The following is a 979-nucleotide window of genomic DNA, read 5'->3' as shown; positions in this document are numbered from 1 at the left end:
AGATATTTGACTCACCTTCTTTTTGTATTTTTTTATTACTACAAATTAAGTATATAACAAAAAATCCTTGTAGTAAAGAAAAAATACAAGGATTTTTGTAAAATTTATTCGATCATACCATATTTTTCAACGGTATCTTCAATAAACTGTATAATTTGGTCGGTTTTTCGTTTACGTTTCATAAAAGGTTCTGAAATATTTTGACCGATAGATTTACGATCGATATTACCACTATACTCATACTCATTAACAGCTTCGTTAAGTAACATAGCAGAAAAGGCTTTTTGTTCTGCAAATGCATCAATTTCTTTTGTTTTTTCTTTGTCTTCAAATTCATAATAAGCTTCATTAATATCGGAATCTTCTTTTAATGACGGCACAACTTTATCTAAGAAGCTACGGATAAGATCAGCTTTCAAACGTAATTGTTGATCATCGGCTTTATCTAATAACTTGTGAATTTGATGACGTTTTTCATCACGTGCTTTGGCATCAGATAGATTAATTTGACCAATGAGATCCATAATATACTTCACATTAATCAAATCATTACGCATTAATTCAACTTGGAAATCAATATCATCTAAAACAGAAACAGCCTCTTCATTATCCACTTTTTTACCACGTATGACTTCTTCATAAATGTTTAAGTATTTTCCTTTATAATCTTCATACGTTTGTTCTGCAATACCAAGTTCGTTTTTCGTAAATTGAAATTCATCAAAGGTTTTTAATTTGATTAAAGTATTCGATAAATCACGGAATGAAATGACAAATTCTTTTTTTAAATCCTCAGCCTCTAGTTTATCAACATCTAAAGGCGTTGGTGCTAATTGAAAAACGTCTTGTAAGATATCTTTGAAATTTTTTAAATATTCTTCGTAAGATAAGCTTAACACCGTATCTGTGTTGTCAGTTTGTGAGAAAATTTCAATGGCTTCATCCGTTTGTTTTTTTAAATCACGATAACATACAATAT

At 29.0% G+C, this 979-nt stretch carries 1 protein-coding gene; it reads right to left on the bottom strand.

Features of this window, described 5'->3' with window-relative positions; genetic code table 11:
• Positions 1-104 precede the first annotated feature (104 nt).
• On the bottom strand, positions 105-979 hold an 875-nt coding region (locus KA858_RS04545; protein ID WP_481906466.1), incomplete at its 5' end, for a type I restriction endonuclease subunit R, EcoR124 family.

Origin of the sequence: Staphylococcus sp. GDX8P80P, from assembly GCF_017893095.1 — a bacterium.
Lineage (GTDB): Bacteria > Bacillota > Bacilli > Staphylococcales > Staphylococcaceae > Staphylococcus > Staphylococcus borealis.
The sequence above is the reverse complement of the archived record's forward strand: the minus strand, read 5'-3'. Positions and strand labels throughout refer to the sequence as shown.